The 21,651-nt window shown below is 61.9% G+C and carries 17 protein-coding genes; 9 read left to right on the top strand and 8 right to left on the bottom strand.

Features of this window, described 5'->3' with window-relative positions; genetic code table 11:
• Window positions 1-13: 13 nt before the first annotated feature.
• A complete protein-coding gene (locus PQQ86_RS27415) occupies window positions 14-928 on the bottom strand; it encodes a LysR family transcriptional regulator (RefSeq protein ID WP_408274073.1) in 915 nt (304 codons plus the stop codon).
• Window positions 929-1,056: 128 nt separating this feature from the next.
• Here PQQ86_RS27415 and PQQ86_RS27410 point away from each other — a divergent pair, with 128 nt between their 5' ends.
• From PQQ86_RS27410 to PQQ86_RS27395, 4 genes are all read left to right on the top strand, one after another.
• Window positions 1,057-1,698, top strand: coding sequence for a glutathione S-transferase family protein (locus PQQ86_RS27410; protein ID WP_408274070.1), 642 nt, complete (start codon window positions 1,057-1,059; stop codon window positions 1,696-1,698).
• A 38-nt stretch (window positions 1,699-1,736) separates the two neighbouring features.
• A complete protein-coding gene (locus tag PQQ86_RS27405) occupies window positions 1,737-3,860 on the top strand; it encodes a 2Fe-2S iron-sulfur cluster-binding protein (protein ID WP_408274067.1) in 2,124 nt (707 codons plus the stop codon).
• Window positions 3,861-4,043: 183 nt separating this feature from the next.
• Complete coding sequence (locus tag PQQ86_RS27400) at window positions 4,044-4,322, top strand: DUF1488 family protein (RefSeq protein WP_154558316.1); 279 nt, start codon at window positions 4,044-4,046, stop codon at window positions 4,320-4,322.
• A gap of 19 nt (window positions 4,323-4,341) precedes the next feature.
• On the top strand, window positions 4,342-5,133 hold the full coding sequence (locus PQQ86_RS27395; protein ID WP_408274064.1) for a phosphate/phosphite/phosphonate ABC transporter substrate-binding protein: 792 nt from the start codon (window positions 4,342-4,344) through the stop codon (window positions 5,131-5,133).
• Window positions 5,134-5,142: 9 nt separating this feature from the next.
• Here PQQ86_RS27395 and PQQ86_RS27390 read toward each other — a convergent pair whose 3' ends face one another.
• From PQQ86_RS27390 to PQQ86_RS27375, 4 genes are all read right to left on the bottom strand, one after another.
• The gene (locus tag PQQ86_RS27390) at window positions 5,143-7,155 is read right to left on the bottom strand and encodes an acetyl/propionyl/methylcrotonyl-CoA carboxylase subunit alpha (RefSeq protein ID WP_408274061.1); all 2,013 of its coding nucleotides are present in this window, start codon (window positions 7,153-7,155) and stop codon (window positions 5,143-5,145) included.
• 95 nt (window positions 7,156-7,250) lie between these two features.
• On the bottom strand, window positions 7,251-8,036 hold the full coding sequence (locus PQQ86_RS27385) for an enoyl-CoA hydratase/isomerase family protein (RefSeq protein ID WP_408274058.1): 786 nt from the start codon (window positions 8,034-8,036) through the stop codon (window positions 7,251-7,253).
• A 28-nt stretch (window positions 8,037-8,064) separates the two neighbouring features.
• A complete protein-coding gene (locus tag PQQ86_RS27380; protein ID WP_408274056.1) occupies window positions 8,065-9,672 on the bottom strand; it encodes a carboxyl transferase domain-containing protein in 1,608 nt (535 codons plus the stop codon).
• Window positions 9,673-9,693: 21 nt separating this feature from the next.
• Window positions 9,694-10,875, bottom strand: a complete 1,182-nt coding sequence (locus PQQ86_RS27375; protein ID WP_408274054.1) for an isovaleryl-CoA dehydrogenase — start codon at window positions 10,873-10,875, stop codon at window positions 9,694-9,696.
• A 280-nt stretch (window positions 10,876-11,155) separates the two neighbouring features.
• Here PQQ86_RS27375 and PQQ86_RS27370 point away from each other — a divergent pair, with 280 nt between their 5' ends.
• The gene (locus PQQ86_RS27370; RefSeq protein WP_408279371.1) at window positions 11,156-11,887 is read left to right on the top strand and encodes a TetR/AcrR family transcriptional regulator; all 732 of its coding nucleotides are present in this window, start codon (window positions 11,156-11,158) and stop codon (window positions 11,885-11,887) included.
• A 646-nt stretch (window positions 11,888-12,533) separates the two neighbouring features.
• Here PQQ86_RS27370 and PQQ86_RS27365 read toward each other — a convergent pair.
• A protein-coding gene (locus PQQ86_RS27365) for an IS3 family transposase (protein WP_408265283.1) occupies window positions 12,534-14,083 on the bottom strand; the annotation gives its coding sequence in 2 pieces (ribosomal slippage) (window positions 12,534-13,609 and window positions 13,609-14,083; 1,551 coding nt in all).
• Window positions 14,084-14,360: 277 nt separating this feature from the next.
• Here PQQ86_RS27365 and PQQ86_RS27360 point away from each other — a divergent pair.
• A complete protein-coding gene (locus PQQ86_RS27360; RefSeq protein WP_408274051.1) occupies window positions 14,361-15,167 on the top strand; it encodes a DUF72 domain-containing protein in 807 nt (268 codons plus the stop codon).
• 112 nt (window positions 15,168-15,279) lie between these two features.
• Window positions 15,280-16,398, top strand: a complete 1,119-nt coding sequence (locus tag PQQ86_RS27355; RefSeq protein ID WP_408274049.1) for a 3-deoxy-7-phosphoheptulonate synthase — start codon at window positions 15,280-15,282, stop codon at window positions 16,396-16,398.
• 277 nt (window positions 16,399-16,675) lie between these two features.
• Here PQQ86_RS27355 and PQQ86_RS27350 read toward each other — a convergent pair whose 3' ends face one another.
• Window positions 16,676-16,954: an HU family DNA-binding protein gene (locus tag PQQ86_RS27350; protein WP_006049832.1), complete on the bottom strand. Its 279-nt coding sequence runs from the start codon at window positions 16,952-16,954 to the stop codon at window positions 16,676-16,678.
• Between the two features lie 601 nt (window positions 16,955-17,555).
• Between PQQ86_RS27350 and PQQ86_RS27345 the strand changes: the two genes are divergently transcribed.
• Window positions 17,556-19,523, top strand: coding sequence for a putative bifunctional diguanylate cyclase/phosphodiesterase (locus PQQ86_RS27345; protein WP_408274047.1), 1,968 nt, complete (start codon window positions 17,556-17,558; stop codon window positions 19,521-19,523).
• A 69-nt stretch (window positions 19,524-19,592) separates the two neighbouring features.
• On the opposite strand, the gene PQQ86_RS27340 is transcribed toward PQQ86_RS27345, so the two are convergent.
• Window positions 19,593-20,321 carry a DUF899 family protein gene (locus tag PQQ86_RS27340; RefSeq protein ID WP_408274045.1) on the bottom strand — a complete coding sequence of 243 codons (729 nt, stop codon included), beginning with the start codon at window positions 20,319-20,321 and terminating at the stop codon, window positions 19,593-19,595.
• 263 nt (window positions 20,322-20,584) lie between these two features.
• Between PQQ86_RS27340 and PQQ86_RS27335 the strand changes: the two genes are divergently transcribed.
• Window positions 20,585-21,577: a LysR substrate-binding domain-containing protein gene (locus PQQ86_RS27335; protein WP_408274040.1), complete on the top strand. Its 993-nt coding sequence runs from the start codon at window positions 20,585-20,587 to the stop codon at window positions 21,575-21,577.
• Window positions 21,578-21,651 lie beyond the last annotated feature (74 nt).

Genomic DNA, 21,651 nt, shown 5'->3' with positions numbered 1-21,651 from the left:
GCTCTGCCAGACGTTAACCGTCCACCGGCGGCTCAAGCCTTCTCCTGATCACATCAATCAACGCGCGTACCTTTGCCGTCGGATAACGGGTAGGTGGAAACACGGCGTATATGCCCTTCGGCTTGCCGGTCCAATCAGGCAACAGGCGGACCAGCCGATCCGCCGCCACGTCGTCCGCAATCGAAAAATCCGTCAGCAATCCGAAGCCACCGCCAGCCAGTGTCGCCGCACGGGCTGCATCGGCCGTATTCACCAGCAGAACATTCTCGCAGCGCACGCTTTGTCTTGTGCCTTTCACCCGCTGCAGCTCGAGCGTCAGCGGATGCTGCAAAACAGATAGTGCGACGTGAGGCATGGGCGCGAGCGCAGCCGGCGTCTTCGGCTTACCCCACGTCTCGATGAATTCCGGACTCGCGACGATCCATTTGACGAAACCACCGAGCTTCACGGCGCGGTAGCCCGAATCGGCCAGTTGCCCCAGACGGATGGCCACGTCGATGCCTTCTGCGATCAGATCGACATAGTGATCGTTGCAGACCAGTTCGATGTCGAGTTCCGGATACGTACGGCGCATCTCCACTAGCGCGGGCGTCACCACCAACGCCCCATAGTCGATCGGCGCATTCACGCGCAACGTGCCGCGTAGCGGCGCCGATTCCCCCGTTACGGCCGACAGCGCTTCCTCCGCCGCCTGCAAGATCTTGCAACTTGCCTCGTAGAAGGCACGCCCGCTTTCGGTCACGCTGAGCCGCCTCGTCGTTCGGACCAGCAGACCTGCGCCGATTTCGCGCTCGAGTCGCTGCAGATGCGTGCTGACCATGGTTTTCGTGAGACCGAGACGCGCCGCGGCTGCGGTAAACGAGCCCGCTTCCACCACTGCAACAAAAATCGCAAGGCGGTTCAGATTGACATCTTTTAGATCTGCCATTCGCCGATTGTCCATCTTTGATTGATTATGTTTTCTAGCTTAGCAGGCTTCTGCGCGACGCCGCGGGCCGGTACGCTTACTCCATTCCAGTCGACGGTTGTCGGCTTTCCCCGCCCCAGGAGCTTTCAATGTCTGCCGCCAAACCCGCCCAGCCGATCCGCCTTCACACCACACTCCTCTCCGGGCACGGGCACCGCGTGAAGTTGTTCCTGACCTTGCTCGATCTGCCGTTTGAAGTGATCGAGCTGAACATGGCTGCCGGCGACAATCGTCGCCCGGAATATCTGAAGCTCAATCCGTTCGGCCAGGTGCCGACGATCGAAGACGGCGAGACGGTGCTGTTCGATTCCAACGCAATCCTCGTCTACCTGGCGAAACGCTATGGCGACCCGTCATGGCTGCCGGAAGACGCGCTCGGTGCCGCCGCCGTGCAACGATGGCTCTCGCTCGCGGCCGGACAGATCGCTTACGGACCGTGCGCCGCCCGGCTGGTTACGGTATTCAGTGCGCCGCTCAATCTCGACACCGCGCAGAAGATCGCCCACAAGCTGTTCGACGTGCTCGACGCCGAGCTTGCCGGCAAGAATTTCGCTGCGGGCGACCGCGTGAGCATTGCCGACATCGCCGCGCATACGTACATCGCCCATGCGCCGGAAGGCGGCGTATCGCTCGAGCCGTACCCGAACATCCGGGCGTGGCTCCGTCGTGTCGAAGCGCTGCCACGCTTCATCGCGATGCCTGCGACGAAGGCAGGACTGCTCGCCGCTTAACCAGAGAAATGCACACGCCCTAACGGGCAGAGGCCGATATGTCCCAGCATTCTTCCAGCGCGTCGCGCGGTTGGGACGCCGCCGAGTCGCCGTTTCACGCCGCCGAACTGCTGGTACAGCAACATGCCGGAGTGAACGAAGAGGCGGAGTCGATCGGTCGTCGCGGTATCCGTCGCTATATGCCGGACCAGCATCGGCAGTTTTACGCCGAACAGCCATTCATGGTGTTCGGCGGACTCGACGCAAACGGCCAGCCGTGGGCAACCCTGCGCGCGGCCGAACCGGGCTTTGTATCGTCCCCTGACCCGCGCACGTTGCGGATCGAGGGCGGCGTTTTACCGGGCGATCCACTGGCTGGGTACTGGCAACCCGGCATGATGATCGGTGGCCTGGGGCTGCAGGCGCAGACCCGCCGGCGCAATCGCGTCAACGGCGTGGTGTCGTCGGCAGATGGCGATACGGTCACGCTCGAGGTCATGCAAAGCTTCGGCAACTGCGCAAAATATATTCAAAGTCGTACGCCGAGCTTCGTTGCGCGCGGCGCAACCGGCACGCGGACGCCCGTTGAGACCGCGACCCAACTCAGCGACGCGGACCGCGCATTGCTGGCCAACGCGGATACTTTCTTTATCGCCAGCGCGAACGTCAGTGAAGATGCGGGCCCGGCGCGTGGCGCCGATGTTTCGCATCGCGGCGGCATGCCGGGCTTCGTGCGCGTTGACGATGCGACCACGCTGACAACGCCCGATTTCAGCGGCAACCGCTTCTTCAACACGCTGGGCAATCTGCTCCACGATCCACGTGCCGGCCTGCTGTTCGTAGACTTCGTGAGCGGTGACATGCTGTACGTCGCGGCCCTCGCTGAGATCGTGTGGGACGGTCCGGAACTGGTTAAATTTCCATTGGCGGAGCGGCTGGTGCGCTTTCGTATTACCGAAGTGCGGCGCAGCCGCCAGGCGTTACCGTTTCGTTGGTCGGAAGTCGGCTATGCGCCGCAGTTCGTGACGCCGGCTTCACGGCCTGCTTCAATGCCCACTCCGCCGCTCGCTTCAACGCCCGAATCGCCGTGGAAGAAGCTCAGGATCGCCGCCGTGCACCAAGAAACGCCCATGATCCGCTCGTTCTATTTTGAATCGGCGGATGGCTCGCCCTTGCCTGCGTACGAACCTGGCCAGTACTTGCCGATCCGCGTACCCGTCAACGGCTTCGACAAGCCGCTGACGCGCACCTATACGCTGTCCGATGCGAGCAACCGGCGGCAGTACCGGATCACGGTGAAACGCGACGGGGTCGGCTCCGCCTCGCTGCACGACCGCTTCGCCGCCGGCATGCAGGTCGAAGCGATGACACCGCGCGGCGCATTCACCTACGACTCAGCCAGCCCGCGCCCCGCCGTGTTCATTTCGGCGGGCATCGGCATCACGCCGATGATCACGATGCTGCATCACGCCATTGCCGCGCGCGAGCCGCATAGTCCGCCCAAGCCGCTGCATTTCTTCCATGGCGCGCGCCGCGACGGCGACCGGCCGTTCAGTGCGCACCTGCAGGACCTCGCGTCGCGCCATCCGGCGGTCTCGATGCACCTGTTCGACAGCGCCGCCGATCCAGCCACCCAAACGTCTTCCGGCGCCTTCCCCGGTCGGGTGACCCTGGCTGAAATCAAGCGCGCACTGCCCTTCGACGACTACGACTTCTATTTGTGCGGTCCCGAGTCGTTCATGCGTGAACTGTATGAAGGATTGCGCGCGCTCAACGTCGCCGATAACAGAATCCGCTTTGAGGCGTTTGGACCGGCAACCGTCAAACGCACGCCAGCAATCCCACCGGCGGTGGCGGAAAACACTCAGAGCTCGCGCCCCGCAAACGTGCCGGCAAGCGATAGCACGGGCATACCCGTAACGTTCGCGCGATCGCAGCGCACGGTTCAATGGCTGCCGAAGAACGGCACGCTTCTCGATCTCGCCGAGGCATGCGGGATCGCCGCGCCGTCGAGCTGCCGGTCCGGGATGTGCGGCACATGCTCCACGCGCGTGTTAAACGGGAGAGTCGCCTACGAAGAACCCACGGACGCCCCCATCGAGGAAGGCCATGCCCTCATCTGCATGGGGCGGCCGGTCGCCGACGACGTCGCCGCGAAGGACGGACTGACGCTGGAACTCTGAATGACCGGCCCGCCGTCCTGGCGCAAAATCGGACTACGCATGCGGCCACTCAAGCGACAATTATTTCCGACCGTTAAGATGGAGCGGAGGCCCGGCATTTTCACGGCAAATGCCGGTTTTCCCACATACCGAAAGCTTACGGCCAGTCATCCTGATGACTCAGGCGTGCGGCGGGAGGTTGTCATGTCGGTATATGTCGATGAAGGATTCAGGCCCTGTGTCACGGAATGCGCGACTGTCGCCTTCCGCGTCTGTTATGACGATCGGGTACAGGTTTTCGAGGTCAGCGCCGAGGCGTTGATGACCTATTGCGGAGCCGCGAGCAAGCGCCGCACGGATTTGCTCGTCGCGTTCGAAGACGCGCAACTGGAAATATTGAAGGTCGTGGAGTGCAAATGGCCGTTCAAACAGACCGAGCCCGTGCGCCTGGGTCTGGACGAATTTCGAATGGTCAGACATTAGGTATGCCAGAATCGCGTCCATGACCTGGATCGCCGCCCTGCCTATGTACAACGTGACGCCCGCACTTGCCACTGTGTGGCGCGAGTGGCTGGACGACGTCTTGCGCATGGTGAACCCGGCCTGCCGCATCGTTGAGCCCGACGAAGAATTGCATGGCTTCTGGCGGCGCCCTAACGTACTGCTCTCGCAAACCTGCGGCTATCCATTGGTGCATGGGCTGAACGAGCAGGTTCAGGTGATCGCTACGCCGCAATTCGACGCACCGGGCTGCACAGGCGCGGATTATTCGAGTGTACTGGTCACGCGAGCGGAGTCGCAGTTCGATTCGCTCGCGGCGTGCCGCGGCGCGCGTGCCACCTACAATCAGGACGATTCGAATAGCGGCATGAATGTGTTTCGCCACGCGGTGGCGCCGCTTGCACGCGAGGGCGCGTTTTTCAGCGCGGTCCTGCGCACCGGTTCGCATCTCGGATCATTGCGGGCGGTGGTCGACAATCGCGCGGACGTCGCCGCAATCGACTGCGTGACGTTCGCGTTTGTCTGCGATGAATTGCCGGAACTCGCGCAAAAGGTTCGGCAAATCGGCTTGACGGCGGCATCGCCGGGCTTGCCGTTGATTGCCTCCAACAACGTGCCGTCCACGACGATCGAAACGCTGCGCGAGGCACTTAACGAAGCGCACCGCGCCCAGCCGGAACGTGCCAAACGCCTACGTTTGAAGGGCTTTTCCGCGTTGCCGCTCACCGACTACGAACGGATCGAGCAACTCGAAAACGAAGCGCGCGCCGCCGGCTATGCGCGCCTCGCTTGAACGCGGCCGTTAGCCCACATCCAGCACCAGAAGCTGCGCGCCATCGGCAACCTGATCGCCAACCGCATACAGCACTTCCGTTACCGTGCCTGCCGCCGGCGCGCCGATGGTGTGCTCCATCTTCATCGCTTCCATCACGATCAGCGGCGTGCCCTTTTCCACCACCGTGCCCGGTTCGACCAGCACGGCGATCACCTTGCCCGGCATCGGCGCGGTCAAACGGCCTTCACCGCCTTCAGCATCCGCGGCATGGGCGAGCAGGTTCTGCCACTCGAACGCCAGCGCCTCGCCGAGGCAGAACACGTGGAACGTATCGCCGTCGATGAAAACACGCCCCGTGACCCGCGCATCGCCGATCGTCGCGCGATATTCGTGCTGGCCGGTGCCTTCCGACCAGGTGAAGCCTTCGCGCACGCCGTCGTGTTCGAGTGTTTGCGTGGCGCCGTCGCGAGCGAACGTGGCCGTGAAAACGCTTTCGTTTTCGACGTCACGCCAGCCGAGCGTCTGCGTATAGCCGCTGTTCAGGCGCCAGTGCGATAGTGCATCCCACGGCGACGCGCCGTGCGCCGTGCCGCCTTCACGCGTCAGCAATGCGGCGCAAGCGAGTGCCAGCGCTTCCTTGAAGGGCTTTTTCACGGGCGCGAACAAGGCATCGTGATGACGCTCGATCAAACCCGTATCGAGATCGCCAGTCGCAAAAGGTTCGCTCATGACAATGCGTTGCAGGAACTCGACGTTGGTGTGCGGACCAACCACTTCGCAGGCACGCAGCGCACGATTCATCCGCGCGAGCGCCTCTTCACGTGTCGCGCCGTGGACGATCAGCTTGGCGATCATCGGATCGTAGAACGGGGTGATGGCGTCGCCTTCGCGCACGCCGCTGTCAATACGTACAGGCGCTTTGCGGTCCGGCTCACCGAGGGTGAATTCGACGCCCTCAGGCATGCGCAAATGCTTGAGCGTACCCGTCGACGGCAGGAAACCACGTGCAGGATGCTCGGCGTAAATACGTGCTTCGATCGCGTGGCCGTCGATTTTCAGTTGCTCTTGCGAGAGCGGCAGCGGTTCGTCGGCGGCGACGCGTAGTTGCCATTCCACCAGATCCTGTCCCGTCACCATTTCCGTGACCGGATGCTCGACCTGCAGGCGCGTGTTCATCTCCATGAAGTAGAAATCGCCCGTGCTGGTCATGATGAACTCGACCGTACCCGCGCCCACGTAATTCACCGCGCGCGCGGCGGCCACGGCCGCTTCGCCCATCTCGCGTTTGACTTCCGCCGACAAGCCCGGCGCCGGCGCTTCTTCCAGCACCTTCTGGTGACGCCGTTGAACCGAGCAATCGCGGTCGAACAGATACACCGCGCCGCCGTGACGGTCCGCGAACACCTGCACTTCCACGTGACGCGGTCGCGTCAGATACTTTTCGATCAGCACGCGGTCGTTGCCAAAACTGCTGGCCGCTTCGCGTTTGCACGACGCCAACGCCGCCGCGAAGTCTTCAGTGCGCTCGACCACGCGCATGCCTTTGCCGCCGCCACCCGCGCTTGCCTTCAGCAAGACCGGATAACCGATCGCATCGGCTTCGCGATGCAGCAACTCAGCATCCTGATCGTCGCCGTGATAGCCCGGCACGAGCGGCACGGCGGCCGCATGCATCAGCGCCTTCGCGGCTGCCTTCGAGCCCATGGCGGCGATCGCTTCGACCGGCGGTCCGATGAAGACGATGCCGGCCGCTTCGCAGGCATGCGCGAAGTCTTCGTTTTCCGACAGAAAACCGTAGCCCGGATGCACCGCCTGTGCGCCGGTCGCACGCGCGGCTTCGATGATGCGCTCGACCCGCAGATAACTTTCCGCCGCGGTCGAACCGCCGATATGGACCGCCTCATCACACGCGGCTACGTGTTTTGCGTTGGCGTCCGCATCGGAATACACGGCCACACTCGCGATACCGAGCCGCTTGCAGGTCGCGGCGACGCGGCACGCAATCTCGCCTCGGTTGGCAATCAGGATCTTGTTGAACATGAGGTGTCTCGGTGAATGTCCCGCTCGGGCTGTTGTTCTGATGAGGGCTGACAAGCGCCTCGGAATGTCTGCTTGAATGCCTGCTTATTTGCGCTTCAGTTGCGCCAGGAAGGCGTACGTTTTTCAAGGAACGACGCGACACCTTCGCGACCTTCCGCACCGGCTCGCGTGCGCGCGATGCGCGCCGCCGTGTCTTCGATCATCGCCCCGTTCAACTCGCGGCCGGCGATATCCTGCACCAGCTGCTTGCAGGCACGCACCGCTTGCGGACCGTTTGCGCAAAGCGTCTCGGCGATCTGCTGCACGGTAGCGTCAAGCTGTTCCGCACTGACCGCTTCGCTGACAAGGCCCAGACGGAACGCCGTCGCGCAATCGAACTGCTCAGCGGTCGCGAAGTAGCGGCGCGACGCCTGCTCCCCCAACGCGCGGATCACGTACGGCGCAATGGTCGCCGGGATCAGGCCGAGACGCGCTTCCGACAGGCAAAACCGCGCGCCCTCCACCGCGACGACGATATCGCACGCCGAGATCAGGCCCATGCCGCCCGCGTAGGCGTCGCCGTTCACCCGCGCGATCACCGGTTTGTTGCAGCGATAGATCGACGACAGCATGTTTGCCAGCAGCATCGCGTCGGCACGGTTCTCGTCGTCCGAGTAGCCGGCCATTTTCTTCATCCAGTTCAGGTCGGCGCCCGCGCAGAACGCCTTCCCGTTCGCGGCGAGCACCACCGCGCGCACGTCGTCGCGCGTGTTCAGCGCCGTGAAAACCGAGGTGATTTCGGCGATCATCGTTTCGTTGAACGCATTGCGCACGTCAGGCCGATTCAGCGTGACCGTGGCGATCTGACCGGCGAAAGCGACATTCAGCGTTTCGTATTGCATCGTTGCAGCTCCTGCGCTTTGCGCTCTGTCACATTCTGAACACGCCGAAACGCGTGTCTTCGATCGGTGCGTTCATCGTCGCCGAGAGGCCGAGGCCAAGCACATCGCGCGTTTGCGCCGGATCGATCACGCCGTCGTCCCACAGACGGGCGCTTGCGTAGTACGGGTGGCCCTGATGCTCGTATTGGTCGCGAATCGGTTGCTTGAACGCTTCTTCCTCTTCCGCGCTCCACGAACCGCCCTTGCCTTCGATGCCGTCGCGCTTGACGGTAGCCAGCACCGACGCCGCCTGGTCGCCGCCCATCACCGAAATGCGCGCGTTCGGCCACATCCACAGGAAGCGCGGCGAATACGCGCGGCCGCACATGCCATAGTTGCCCGCCCCGAACGAACCGCCGATGATCACCGTGAACTTCGGCACCTTCGCCGTGGCCACGGCCGTCACCATCTTCGCGCCGTTACGCGCGATGCCTTCGTTCTCATACTTGCGGCCCACCATGAAGCCCGTGATGTTCTGCAGGAACACCAGCGGAATCTTGCGCTGGCAGCACAGTTCGATGAAGTGCGCGCCCTTGAGCGCCGACTCTGAAAACAGAATGCCGTTGTTCGCGATGATGCCGACCGGATGCCCCCAGATATGCGCGAAGCCGCACACGAGCGTGGTGCCGTAACGGGCCTTGAATTCGTCGAACGCGGAATCGTCGACGATGCGCGCGATCACCTCGCGAATATCGAACGGCTTGCGCGTATCGACCGGAATCACGCCGTACATGCTCTTCACGTCATAGCGCGGCGGCTTCGGCTCCTGCAACGCCACCGGCACCTGCTTCGTGCGATTCAGATTGCCGACGATGCTGCGCGCAATGCCCAGCGCATGTGCATCGTTCTGCGCGAGATGATCGACCACGCCCGACAGCCGCGTATGCACGTCGCCGCCGCCGAGGTCTTCTGCACTCACCACTTCACCGGTTGCGGCTTTGACGAGTGGCGGGCCGCCCAGAAAAATCGTCCCCTGATTCTTGACGATGATCGATTCATCGCTCATGGCCGGCACGTAGGCACCGCCTGCCGTGCACGAACCCATCACGACGGCGATCTGCGGAATGCCTGCCGCGGACAAATTTGCCTGATTAAAGAAGATGCGGCCGAAGTGATCGCGATCGGGGAACACGTCGTCCTGATTCGGCAGATTTGCCCCGCCCGAGTCGACCAGGTAGACACACGGCAGATGATTCTCGGCGGCGATTTCCTGCGCCCGTACGTGCTTTTTCACGGTGACGGGATAGTAAGTGCCGCCCTTGACCGTAGCGTCATTACAGACGATCACGCACTCCTGCCCCGCAATGCGGCCAATGCCGGTGATGACACCCGCGCCTGGCGCATCGTTGTGATACATGCCGTAGGCCGCAAGTTGCGAGAACTCGAGAAACGGCGTGCCCGGATCGAGCAGTTTCTCGATACGCTCACGCGGCAACAGTTTGCCGCGGCCCGTGTGTTTGTCGCGCGCCGCCTGCCCGCCGCCCAGCGCGAGCTTCTCAATCTTCGCGCGAAGATCGGCGACCAGCGCTTCGAGCGCCGCCGCATTGGTGCGGAAGTCGTCTGAGCGGGGATTCAGCTTTGATTCGATGATCGGCATTGCGTGGCTTCTCCTCTTGGCTCAAGCCGTCTCGGCAAACAGTTCGCGGCCGATCAGCATGCGGCGGATTTCGCTCGTGCCTGCGCCGATTTCATAGAGCTTCGCATCGCGCCACAGACGGCCGACCGGATACTCGTTGATATAGCCATTGCCGCCGAGAATCTGGATCGCCTCGCCCGCCATCCACGTCGCTTTTTCAGCGGTGTAGAGAATCACGCCTGCGCAGTCCTTACGCACCTGGCGCACATGTTCCTTGCCGAGCGTATCGAGTTGACGGCCCACTGCGTAGAGATACGCGCGGCACGCTTGCAGCGTGGTGTACAGATCGGCGACCTTGCCTTGAATCAGCTGGAATTCGCCGATCGGCTGACCGAATTGCTTGCGGTCGTGGATATACGGCACGACTGCGTCCATGACTGCGACCATGATTCCGGTCGGGCCGCCGGCGAGCACGGCGCGTTCGTAATCGAGGCCGCTCATCAGCACCTTCACGCCGCCGTTCAACTGGCCGAGGATATTTTCTTCCGGCACTTCGACGTCCTGGAACACCAGCTCGCCGGTATGCGAACCGCGCATGCCGAGCTTGTCGAGTTTTTGCGCGACCGAGAAACCCTTCATGCCCTTCTCGACGATAAACGCGGTAATGCCTCGCGAATTCGCTTCGGGATCGGTTTTGGCATAGACGACCAGCGTGTCGCAATCCGGGCCGTTGGTGATCCACATTTTCGTGCCGTTCAGCACGTAGTGATCGCCCTTCTTGTCCGCGCGCAGCTTCATGCTGACGACGTCCGAACCCGCGTTCGGTTCGCTCATGGCGAGTGCGCCGATGTGTTCGCCCGAGACCAGCTTGGGCAGATATTTTTCCTTCTGCGCGGCCGTGCCGTTGCGATGAATCTGGTTGACGCACAGATTCGAGTGCGCGCCGTACGAGAGACCGACCGATGCCGACGCACGCGAGATTTCTTCCATCGCGATCATGTGCGCCGTGTAGCCCATGTTCGCGCCGCCGTATTCCTCCGAGACCGTCATGCCGAGCACGCCCAGGTCGCCGAATTTTCGCCACAGGTCCATGGGGAACTGATCCGTGCGATCGATTTCCGCGGCACGCGGGGCGATTTCTTTGGCAGCGAATCCGGCGATGCTGTCGCGCAGCATTTCGATTTCTTCGCCGAGCGGGAATTGCAAACCGGGCAGGTTGCTCATTGCAGTGTCTCCAGAGTTCGTTGGCGGACGGCTTAGCCTGGGTGGGCGCCGGCCCGTCTGAGTGCGGCTCAGCGGACGGCGGCGGCCTTATGGGCCACCCTTGCCACCCCGCACGAGGCGCGAAACGTTCAAGGCGCATTTCACGCCAGATTTACGTAAGCGTCAAGTGGTATTTTTGAGTATCACTCAGAAACCGGTTGGCATGCGTCTGGAGCCGCTATACAGTGATGGGACGGGTGTCACCGAGGCGATTGGCCTCACAAATCTGAACTGGACTCATATGACGGTTGCCATGAAGGCTGAGTTACCTGCCTCGCGCCGCCAGCCGGCCGGGCGCAAGTCTCAGCAGCGCGTGCGGGAGATCTTGCAGGCGGGGCGCGACGTGTTCTCCGAGAAGGGTTACGAGCGCGCGACGACGGCGGAGATTGCGCAGCGCCTGGGGATTTCCGAGGCGACCGTATTCAGTTATTTCCGCGGCAAGCGGGAGTTATGCGCGCGGGTGATTGGCGACTGGTACGACGAGATCATTGAAGCGATCGAGTCGGGGCTGCCGCGTGACGGCAGTGTGCGGCAGCAGTTTGCTTTTATTGTGCGGACGCATTTGCGGTTGATGCTGGTGAATGGCACGGACCTGTGTGCTTTGGTGTTGTCCGAGGGCCGGGCCCGGCATCATGAGTTGAGTGAGGCGCTGACTGAATTGCAGCGGCGGTATACGGCACCGTTGATGCGGGTGTTGGCGCAGGGCCAGGAGACTGGGCAGATTCGGGCTGATATGCCGTTGAGGTTATTGCGGTCGATGGTGTTTGGGCCGATGGAACATGTGTTGTGGGACGCTACGCTGGCTAATCGGCATATTGATATTGACGCTACCGCGGGTCAGTTGATTGATGTGTTGTGGGCGGCGTTGATGCCGCCGGATTTGGAGGTTAGTGCTTTGCAGCAGTTCAGGGCTGATGTTGGTGAGGCTAACCGGCGGTTTGAGGAGGCGGCTCGGGTGCCTCGTGGTGGATAGTGGTTTTGGTTTTTGGGTTTTTTTGTCTGCGCGACGCTCTTGTCTGTGTTCTTGGGGCTTTCCTTGATCTGGTTTTCGTGCCTTTCCTTGTTCTGGCTTTGGTGCCTTTCCTTGCATTGCTAGTGGTCTATTAGTGTTGCCCCTGTGCGGGGCGGCACCTACTTTTCTTTGCTTGCCGCAAAGAAAAGTAGGCAAAAGAAAGCGGCTTAAACCGCTAATACTAAGTGGGCCCCGTGGTCTGCAACGGGTAGTGGTGCATCTGGAATCCGTGTTCTCGCACATTCGGCGTTAGTGACAAAGGAGTCATCAGCTCCCACTCCGCACTGCGTGCGTCGCGGACGGGTGTGCATGGGAATCCAGGGGCTTCGGTTGAGGCTAGCGGGGGCCGTCGGCTTCGCCTCGACGAGACACAAGCGCCAAAACGTAGCGGGTGGTTTTATGAGCGGGTCTTCGGCGCGCGCAGCGCCGCCGGAAGTATGACGCCCTTGTCACTGGCGTATGCAGGGGCACGAACCCAGATTCCAGATGCACCACTACCCCAAGCAGACCACGGGCCCCACTTAGTATTAGCGGTTTGAGCTGCTTTCTTTTGCCTACTTTTCTTTGCAGCCGGCGGTGTGTGTCAAGGTAGTTGTCGCCTGAACCGTCACGCTGCCTGCTTATACATTTGGGCTGAGGCCGAGGCCCGCTCCGGATTCAGATAGACCGCGTCTGCCAGATGCCAGTTGCGGATGGCCCCTGACCAGCGCGCCGGGTTTTGCATGCGTGCGCTCCGGTACAGCGCACGCCGGCGGGCCAGCAGGTCGCTGGCTTCGCCGCGATGCCGTTGCGCCGGGCTGACATACTTCAGGCCGCTGTGGCAGTGCTCTTCGTTGTACCACTGCACGAAGCGCTGCACCCATTCCCGGGCTGCCTCCAGCGTGTCGAACGGCTGCTCGGGCCATAACGGACAGTACTTCGCCGTGCGGAACAGCGACTCGGCAAAGGCGTTGTCGTTACTGACGCGCGGCCGGCTGAACGAAGGCTGCACACCCAGATCAATCATGGCCGCGCGCATCGTGGCGCCTTTCATCGCACTGCCGTTATCCGAATGCAGCACCAGCGGACGCCCGGCGATGCCTTCGCGCAGACATCCCTTGGCTAGCAGCACGCTCGCGTGCTCGGCCGACTCCTGCTCCCACACTTCGTTCATCACCAGCTTGCGGCTGTAGATGTCCTTCATCATGTACCAGTAAAAGTACCGGCCCCTGACCGTGGTCGGCATCCACGTAATATCCCAGCACCACACCTGGTTCGGACCATCGGCACAATGCGTCGTGAGTGTGCGTCGTTGCGGGGCCTTCGCGCGTCCTCGACGCTGGCCCTGTCCTGCCGCTTTCAGTACCCGGTAAAACGTCGATTCGGAGGCCAGATACACGCCCTCATCAGCCAGTTTCGGCACGATCTGGTGTGGCGTCAGGCTGGCGTATGCGGGCCGGTTCGCCGCATCAAGCACGGCCTGGCGCTCGGCCTGACTCAGTTTGTTGGCCGGAGCCTGGCGGGTGGCTAGCGTACGGCCGTCCTGCGGCGCCTCGCGCCAGCGCTGGACACTGCGCACGCTAATGCCCAACTGCTCGCACGCACACGCACGGCGGGCTCCCTGCTGCACCGCTTCATCGATCAACTGCATGGCTTCATCGCGATCCGGGCTGCTGATCAGTCGTCCTCTTCCTTGCCCCAGATCGCTTCGGCTTTTTTTCGCAGGTTCAGCAACGCCGCCGCCTCCGCACGCGCAGCGTCGCTGCGCTTGAGCTGGCGTTCCAGTTCACGGATGCGCTTGTGGGCAACCTTGGCTTCATTGCGCTGCGCAGCTGTGGGTTTCGTTTCAGGCGCGCTGTTGGCCTGTTCGCACGCCTCGCGCCACTGCCGGATCTGCTCCGGGTAAATGCCCTTGCTGCGGCAGTACTGTGAGGTCTCGATCTCGTTCAGCGACGCCGTCTCCAGCACCACCCTGAACTTGTCGGCGCTCGACCACCGATCACCCGTTTTGCCATTGCCCGGCATGAATTCTCCTGCCTGTCTTGCACTTTGCCGCCAGGCGCGCAGCGTCACTGTCGTGATGCCCGTCGCCCCAGCCAGCTCGATTACCGCACGATTGAACGGTGGCATCATCTGTTTGATTACCCACTCCCGGGTTTCCGCTGAGTAGCGCTTCATCTTCCATTCGCTGTCCGCCCCCCATCTTTACACCAATCGGTTCGGATGAGGCGACAACTAGCCTGACATGGAGGGCCGGCAAAGAAAAGTAGGTGCCGCCCCGCACAGGGGCAACGCTAATAGACCACTAACAAATCAAGGAAAGGCCAAAGCCCCAAGAACACTGCCAAAAGCGCCACGAAGGCAAAACAAAAAAAGCACCGCGAAGGCAAAAAACCTGAGACAAATGCGCTAACCTACCTCTCCCGGCGAAGCCGCCCAAACAGGCTCCAAAAAAATGCCATCCCCGAAACCCGGCAAAATCCGAATCGGCATAGGCGGCTGGACCTACGCCCCTTGGCGAGGCACGTTTTACCCGTCAGACCTGACACAAAGCCGCGAGCTCCAACACGCGAGCCAATCCCTCACATCGATAGAAATCAACGGCACCTTCTACGGCTTGCAAAAACCGGCAAGCTACGAAAAGTGGTATCAGGAAACCCCCGAAGATTTCGTCTTCTCGCTAAAAGCCCCCCGCTACGCAACAAACCGAAAAATCCTGGCGGACGCCAACGAAACCATCGAACGGTTCTTCGCCAGCGGTGTGCTACTGCTAAAACAGAAGCTAGGCCCGATCAACTGGCAATTCGCCACCACCAAAAAGTTCGACCCTGAAGACTTCGAGGCCTTCCTGAAATTACTGCCCGCGAGCATCGAAGGGCAAAAACTAAGGCACGCCATCGAAGTCCGTAACGACACCTTCAAGACCCCCGAATTCATCGCGTTAGCCAGAAAGTACAAAGTCGCCATCGTGCTGGCGGCCGACAGCGACTACCCGCAAATCGCCGACATCACCGCGCCGTTCGTCTACGCCCGCATCATGGGTACCAGCGACAAGGAAGCCAAAGGCTATTCGGCCAAGGCCCTCGACGCCTGGGTCGAACGCGCCCGTCAACTCGCCGCAGGCACAACACCGGACGACCTCGATACATCCGCCGCGGCCCCCGCAAAAACCGCAGCGCGCGACGTCTACCTCTACGTCATCAGCGGCTTCAAGGAACGCAATCCGGCCGCCGCCATGGCGCTGATCAAGCGCCTCGAATAACGGTCATCCGGCCCACACGCGCGAGTGTCATAATCCCGGCAGCGAATCAACGCTCCGACACTCACCCATTCAGGCCGCAAGGCCATCTCAACCCAAGGTCCGGGAGACTATTTTGAGCGCCATCGACAATCCTTTGCACGATCAGGAAGTCGGCTCGGCCGACGCCACCCAGGACACCACGCGCATCGACGACGTCCGCATCGGCGCGGTACGTCCGCTGATTTCCCCTGCCTTGCTGCAGGACGAATTGCCTGTGCCGCCGTCGGTGCAGACGCTCGTCGAGAAAACCCGCGCGGAAATCGCCGATGTTCTGCACGGCCGTGACGACCGGCTCGTGCTGATCGTCGGCCCGTGTTCGATTCACGACCACGACCAGGCCATCGAATACGCGCGCAAGCTCAAAGTCGCGGCACAGACCTATAAGGACGATCTGCTGATCGTCATGCGGGTGTACTTCGAAAAGCCGCGCACGACGGTAGGCTGGAAAGGCTATATCAACGACCCGCGTCTCGACGGCAGCTTCCGCATCAACGAGGGCTTACGTCTCGCACGGCAACTGCTGCTCGATATCAACGGTCTCGGCTTGCCCACGGCCACCGAATTTCTCGACTTGCTCAGCCCGCAATACATCGCGGACCTGGTCGCATGGGGTGCGATTGGCGCGCGCACGACGGAGAGCCAGAGTCATCGGCAGCTTGCGTCGGGGCTGAGCTGCCCGATCGGCTTCAAGAACGGTACGGACGGTGGCGTGCAGATCGCCGCGGACGCCATCGTTGCGGCGCACGCAAGCCATGCGTTTATGGGTATGACCAAGATGGGTATGGCCGCGATCTTCGAGACCCGTGGCAATGACGACGCGCACGTGATCTTGCGCGGCGGCAAGAAAGGTCCGAATTACGACAGCGCGTCCGTCGACGCAACCTGCGCAGTGCTCAAATCGGCAGGCCTGCGCGAGCAGGTCATGATCGACTGCTCACACGCGAACTCAGGCAAATCGCATTTGCGTCAACTGGAGGTGGTGCAGGATCTGGCGCAGCAACTCTCGCAGCGCGAGCGCCGCATTCTCGGCGTCATGCTCGAAAGTCATCTGGAAGAAGGTCGTCAGGATCTGAAGACCGGTGTGCCGCTGCGTTACGGCGTATCGATTACGGACGCCTGCGTGAGCTGGGCGCAAACCGAACCGGCGCTCGAGACGCTGGCCGAAGCAACCCGGAAACGACGCGCGGGCTGAAACCCGCCGACGCGGCCTGCACGATCTCGCGCATCCAGTAACCGTCCGATGAACATCACAATGAGCATCATTAAAGGCTGGAACGCGAGCGTGCATGACGCAAATCTGAAGCAGACCTGAAGCAAACAACAACATCATAAGCACCACACGCGCCGCACCAGCCACCGATAGAACACCCTCACCGGTGTTGGGCAGCGCGTGTTTCCTCACGCCCGATGCATCGGGCACCGCGCACTAAAATAGCGCGCGTGGATGCTCCAGCGCGAGGCGCGTTGCATTACGACGCGTTGACGGCTTCCTTGAACGCCTTGCCGGCGGTGAACTTCACCGTCTTGGCTGCGGCGATCTGGATCTCAGCACCGGTCGACGGATTGCGACCCACGCGTGCTGCGCGCGCGCCGGTCGAGAAAGAACCGAAACCGACCAGTTGCACCGTATCACCACCCACCACGGCTTTGGTCACCGCTTCGACGATAGCGTCGATGGTTTGGCCGGTGGCCGCTTTGCTTTCGCCCGTCGCTGCGGCGACTGCATCAATCAGTTCCTGTTTGTTCATAGCACTTCCCGTATGGTAATCATGGAACCGGCGCCACATCTGTTGCGCCGGGACCGACACACTAACGCATAGGCGCGCATTCGCGCAAACCTTGGATGTAAGCCTTGTATCGCCCGCCCAGCGGCAATTTGACGTTTTTTTGTCCCAAAGTGCTATAAGAATCGCGCGCTTACGCATTTCTCCCGCTTTACGACGCTCCGCGGCGTATCACAATCCGTTGCAATTTCAGTGATTTAGCGGCGGCAAATCGACTGCCCCCATGCTTTTTTACGATGTTACGGGGGATCGCGAAAATTCACGATTCAGCACCGCGCTACGCCCAGCAATAAAAATCCGGGAAGAATAAAACAATGAAGATTCGCCATATTGCAACATGCGCGGCGCTCGCCGCATGGTCTTGAATGACCGCGGCAGCCGGCGATATCGCCTGCGAGATGCGGGTCGGCGCAGCACAAATGACTCATCAGCAGCTCGCTCTCAGGGCGTATTTACCGCTCTTTCAACACGCCTGATTTATTTCCGCTGAGAATTCCCTCAAGGTCTCACCGACGTTGCCGATATACAAAGCTGCGTGTGCGGCGCAAACGTTACAAGGACGGGCATGGTTCGGTTAGCCAGATTGAGGGAAGCGCTATCGGTCGCGGAAGGCGACCCGGAACTCGTGCGCTCGCAACTTCAGGCATTCGGCCGCCAGATACCGCTGCTTTATTTCATCCTGATCGTCAACACGATGGCCGTGGCTGTCACGCATCTGGGATCGGCGCCGGCGTGGCTGTCCATCTACTTCCCCGGGACGCTCTGCGCGCTGTGCGTTATTCGTTGCGTGCGCTGGTGGCGCATCCGGCACCGGGTTCTCACGCACGACAAGGCCGTGCCGGAACTGCGCAAGCTGATCTGGCTCGCGGGCATCTTCGCCGTCGCCTTCAGCAGCTGGTCACTATTACTGTTTCCCTACGGGTCAGCCTATGAGCAGGCCCAGGTCGCGTTTTACATGGCGACGACGCTGGTCGGCTGCGTGTTCTGCCTGATGCATCTGCGGGCGGCCGCCCTGCTTTTGTTATCAATCGTTATCCTGAGCTTTTCGACGTACCTGGTCTCCACGCGTTCTCCTGTGTTCATTGCGATGGCCGTCGACATGACGCTGGTCGGCGTCGCGCTCGCCTTCATCATCGAGTTGTATTACCGGACGTTTGCCGGCGTGGTGCATGCGCAGCGCGAATTGCAGGTGAGCCAGCAGAAAACGCAAAGACTCAGCGACGACAACTTCAGGCTGGCGAGCATCGACAGCCTCACCGACCTGCCCAACCGGCGCAGCTTCTTTGCCTCGTTGCGCGCGCTATCGGAACAGACGCCCACCGCCGGTGGCGGCTTCAATGTCGGCTTGATCGATCTCGACGGCTTCAAACAGGTCAACGACATCTACGGACATGCAAGCGGCGACCTCGTGCTGCAGGAAGTCGGCGTGCGCTTGCTGGCGCTCGCGGAACCCGGCATCTTCTTCGCGCGCCTGGGCGGCGACGAATTCGGCGTACTGGCCCAGCACAAACTGCCGAACGAGACCCTCGTCGAGTTGGGAGAGCGTATCTGCGAAACGCTCAGCCAGCCCTATCGGGTGGCCGGCAATGTCGCCGAACTGACCGGAACGATCGGCTGGGCCGCGTTTCCTGAAGCGGGCACGACAGTCCAGCAGGTTTTCGAACGCGCCGACGCCGCCTTGTACGTCGGCAAGGAAAGCCGCCGCGGCACGCCGGTGATCTTCTCGACGGAACATGAGACGCGCATCCGGCGCTCGAGTCTCGTCGCCCAGGAACTCCGCCATGCGGACCTGGAGTCCGAACTGTTCCTCGAGTTTCAACCAATCTACGATGTGCTCACACAACGCACCATCGGCATGGAGGCGCTCGGGCGATGGCACAACGCGCGGCTAGGCGCAGTCAAGCCAGAGGAATTCATTCGGATTGCCGAGCGTACCGACCTGATTCTGCGCGTCACTGAGGTGCTGCTGCGCAAAGCGCTCGATGAAGCATCGCGCTGGCCGTCCGATCTCTATCTGTCGTTCAATCTCTCCGCGATCGATATTTCGACTTCGCCACGCGCTCGCCGCCTGGTCGATATCGTGCTCGGCAGCGGCGTGCCTGCGCATCACGTCAACTTCGAGATCACGGAAACCGCGGTCACGCGCGATTTCGAACAGGCCCACTGCTCGCTGACGATGATCAAGCAAGCCGGCTGCCGCGTCTCGCTCGACGATTTCGGCACCGGTTATTCGAGCCTCAGCTACGTGCATCGCCTGCCCTTCGATACAATCAAGATCGACCGCAGCTTCATGACCGACGTGGATTCCAATAGCGCGTCGAAGAAGATCGTCAAGTCGGTGCTCGATCTGTGCAGAAACCTCGGACTTGAATGCATCGTGGAAGGACTCGAGACGTCGTCGCAAGCCGACGTCGTCAAGGCGCTGGGCGCTCGCGCGCTACAGGGCTATCTGTTCGGCAGGCCGATGCGGGCAAGCGCCGTCCCGGGCTATTTGCAGACCATGCTCGGGCAAGGTGACGTCGTCGAGACGTAGATGCTCTCCTCCCTGCCTCGTGCGACTCAGCGCGACAGGCGCACAGCACGCCTGCATGAAACCGCACGACTAACGCGGCACCGTGTCGTACTCCAGCTCCGGATACCAGTCGCTGCCGCGGCCGCCGGGGGTCATGTCGAGCACCGTCCAGATCGGCATCACATCGGGTGCGCCGCGCGGATCCTGACCCGGGTCCGCTGTCGACGGTCCCATTTCCTCGGCCCAGAAATGCCGTACCGTACCGCCTGAACGCGTGAATACGTTGAAGGCGGGATTGTCACCGCCATCCGGAACTTCAGCGGCGTAGTCGCGGTTGAAGGTATTGCCGCCCGACGAATACAGCCGCAGGTGCCGCCAGCCGCGCTCTTTCTTGAATGCCACCAGCTTGTCGATCGGCGAGCGGCCGATCACCGCAAAGGCCACGCGCTGCAATATGTCGGGCATTTCACCGTCGTAAGCGCTCAGGAGCGAAGTGCACATCGAACAGGGGCGCTCACGCTGCGGGCCGAACATCCAGTTATAGGTGACGAGCGTGTCATGCGCGCCGAACATTTCGGATAGCGTCACCGGGCCCGCTTCGCCCTCGAACAGATAGTCCTGCGGCACGATACCGCCGGGCGGCAGAGCGCGGCGCTGCACGGCCACGCGTTCGATATGGCGGCGCAATTCGATTTCCGCAGCCAGCAAGTCGTTGCGCGCACTGCGATATTCAGCGCTCTCGCCCGGAAACCGGGCGGGCGATTCGGCCAGCAGCCGGGCCGGTTTCAACGTTTGTGCAGATGGGTCTACGTCATTCATCAACCACCTCCTGTTGCGGTAACAAGGATTAAGGGCGCGATAGCGGCATGACGCGACGCAGCCGCGAGCGCATCTTTTGCCCTTATATAGCTACGACGAACGGCGTGGCGGCGAATCGACAACGCCAGCGAAATATTTTTCCGACCCGACCGCGGCGGCAATCGGAACCTCATTGCAAGGTATCCTTTCCCGAAACAGCATGCGCGCGCCGGCGCATTTTTGCACTGTCACGGCGCCCGCCGCGCCGCCTTTGAGGATGCCCCATGCCGCTTCGTCTGCCCCCGCTGCCCGCGCTTCGTTTTTTCGAAACGGCCGGCAGGCATCAGAGTTTCAAGCTCGCCGCCGCGGAACTGAACGTCACGCCGAGCGCGATTAGCCACGGCATCGTCGGCCTCGAGCAATCGCTCGGCGTCGAGCTGTTCGTACGCGAGCCGCGCGGAATTTCGCTGACGACGGCGGGCGCCGACTATCTGTCCTACGTATCCGAAGCGTTTTCGCTGATCGCGATCGGCACGCAACGCCTGCCGAACCACCGCGCGAATCGCCCGATCGCGCTGAGTTGCGCGCCCACGCTCGCCTCGCGCTGGCTGTTGCCGCGCCTCGCCGCCTTTCGCGCGCGCTGGCCGAATGCGAACGTCACCGTCGATACCTCGCACCGTCAGGTCGGCTTTCCCGTCGACGGTTTCGATTTCGCCATTCGTCTGAGCCGCGCCCCGGTCGCGGGGACCGCCTGGACGCGTCTGTTCGGCGAACGCCTGGTGCCGGTATGCAGCCCGGCGTACGTGGACAATCTGCGCGACGCGCATGGCAACATCGATCTGCGTCACGCGACGTTCATTCACGTGAACTCGGCGAGCGAGGACTGGCAGGCGTGGTTCGACGGGATCGCCATAGACCGGGTCGCCATAGACGGGGTCGCCATAAACGGAACCGCCATCCACGGCATCGACCTGAACGACGGCTTGCGCGTCGACACGATCCAGCTCGCTTTCGAAGCCGCGAGCATGGGGCTCGGCGTCGCGCTCGGCAGACGGCCGCTGGTGGACCGCGATCTCGCAAGCGGTGCGCTCGTCGAGGCCAGTCCACACACGACCGCCTCGTCCACGGCATATTGGCTGGTGAGCGCGCAAAACACGGATAGCGCGGAGAATCGCCCGGAACTGTCCGACTTCAAACGGTGGCTACTCAGCGAGGCTGAACCGTTCGCCAATCCATCCGATGCTGCCAACGCGGAATCGCGCCACGCCAACCGCTAAACCCTGCACGCCCTCTGTCTGGACAGGTGAGCCACACTCACCTGTCGTCAAAATCTTTTCTTTTGCCGCTTCTG

The sequence above is a fragment of the Paraburkholderia sediminicola genome, assembly GCF_046026675.1.
Classification (GTDB): domain Bacteria; phylum Pseudomonadota; class Gammaproteobacteria; order Burkholderiales; family Burkholderiaceae; genus Paraburkholderia; species Paraburkholderia sediminicola_F.
Note: the sequence above shows the minus strand (reverse complement) of the source record. Positions and strands in the feature narration are given on the sequence as shown.

Coding starts and splice junctions, on each gene's coding strand:
- PQQ86_RS27415 (WP_408274073.1), bottom strand. CDS start 928: ATGGCAGATCTAAAAGATGTCAATCTGAACCGCCTTGCGATTTTTGTT.
- PQQ86_RS27410 (WP_408274070.1), top strand. CDS start 1,057: ATGTCTGCCGCCAAACCCGCCCAGCCGATCCGCCTTCACACCACACTC.
- PQQ86_RS27405 (WP_408274067.1), top strand. CDS start 1,737: ATGTCCCAGCATTCTTCCAGCGCGTCGCGCGGTTGGGACGCCGCCGAG.
- PQQ86_RS27400 (WP_154558316.1), top strand. CDS start 4,044: ATGTCGGTATATGTCGATGAAGGATTCAGGCCCTGTGTCACGGAATGC.
- PQQ86_RS27395 (WP_408274064.1), top strand. CDS start 4,342: ATGACCTGGATCGCCGCCCTGCCTATGTACAACGTGACGCCCGCACTT.
- PQQ86_RS27390 (WP_408274061.1), bottom strand. CDS start 7,155: ATGTTCAACAAGATCCTGATTGCCAACCGAGGCGAGATTGCGTGCCGC.
- PQQ86_RS27385 (WP_408274058.1), bottom strand. CDS start 8,036: ATGCAATACGAAACGCTGAATGTCGCTTTCGCCGGTCAGATCGCCACG.
- PQQ86_RS27380 (WP_408274056.1), bottom strand. CDS start 9,672: ATGCCGATCATCGAATCAAAGCTGAATCCCCGCTCAGACGACTTCCGC.
- PQQ86_RS27375 (WP_408274054.1), bottom strand. CDS start 10,875: ATGAGCAACCTGCCCGGTTTGCAATTCCCGCTCGGCGAAGAAATCGAA.
- PQQ86_RS27370 (WP_408279371.1), top strand. CDS start 11,156: ATGACGGTTGCCATGAAGGCTGAGTTACCTGCCTCGCGCCGCCAGCCG.
- PQQ86_RS27360 (WP_408274051.1), top strand. CDS start 14,361: ATGCCATCCCCGAAACCCGGCAAAATCCGAATCGGCATAGGCGGCTGG.
- PQQ86_RS27350 (WP_006049832.1), bottom strand. CDS start 16,954: ATGAACAAACAGGAACTGATTGATGCAGTCGCCGCAGCGACGGGCGAA.
- PQQ86_RS27345 (WP_408274047.1), top strand. CDS start 17,556: ATGGTTCGGTTAGCCAGATTGAGGGAAGCGCTATCGGTCGCGGAAGGC.
- PQQ86_RS27340 (WP_408274045.1), bottom strand. CDS start 20,321: ATGAATGACGTAGACCCATCTGCACAAACGTTGAAACCGGCCCGGCTG.
- PQQ86_RS27335 (WP_408274040.1), top strand. CDS start 20,585: ATGCCGCTTCGTCTGCCCCCGCTGCCCGCGCTTCGTTTTTTCGAAACG.